Source organism: Sporolactobacillus terrae DSM 11697 (genome assembly GCF_000648615.1).
GTDB classification, from domain to species: Bacteria; Bacillota; Bacilli; order Bacillales; family Sporolactobacillaceae; genus Sporolactobacillus; species Sporolactobacillus terrae.
The window spans coordinates 1-623 of sequence record NZ_JFZC01000095.1 but is presented as its reverse complement, the minus strand read 5'-3'; the positions used below and the strand labels follow the sequence as shown (position 1 = coordinate 623).

Below are 623 nucleotides of genomic sequence, written 5' to 3'. Positions count from 1 at the left end.
TTTTTCATGTTTCCGGTCTCCCTTGGAATAGTTGAACCAAGTGTACATGACCTTAAATTATTTGTCCAATTAATTGTAACCTATCCAAATTGTCTTTTCTCCTGAATTTATAGCTTCTTGGTCCTTTTATTGTCGTTTTTCCTGTAGCAACCAACTTAGCAGTTCTTCCATTATAGGATACCTGATATAGGTCAGGTCAATCCGCTACAATAGCTTGCCCTTATTTGCCCTCAAAGTATGCTTTTGTAACGGAAATGCGAGTACTAAAAAATCCCGTAAGAACGGGATTTTTGGGACATTCATAAAACATTCATCCGATTGTATCGGATAGCGGTAACGGAGAGCGAGGGATTCGAACCCTCGAGACGGCCTTAACCGTCTACACGATTTCCAATCGTGCTCCTTCGGCCACTCGGACAGCTCTCCATAAAAATACTTCACGACAGATGATCCTTCGATCCTTTGCTCCACCACGATATAAACACTATGGAGTGATCTACCGACGATTGTCGTGAAGCACAATCACTATTTATCTTTTGCCTGGCAGTGACCTACTCTCACAGGGGGACAGCCCCCAATTACCATCGGCACAGAAGAGCTTAACGACCGTGTTCGGGATGGGA

Annotated in this window: 1 tRNA gene and 1 rRNA gene; both read right to left on the bottom strand. The window is 43.7% G+C overall.

Features of this window, described 5'->3' with window-relative positions:
• Positions 1-337 precede the first annotated feature (337 nt).
• Positions 338-426, bottom strand: a tRNA-Ser gene (locus AA84_RS0115565).
• 112 nt (positions 427-538) lie between these two features.
• A 5S ribosomal RNA gene (gene rrf, locus AA84_RS18460) occupies positions 539-623 on the bottom strand; the annotation flags it as partial.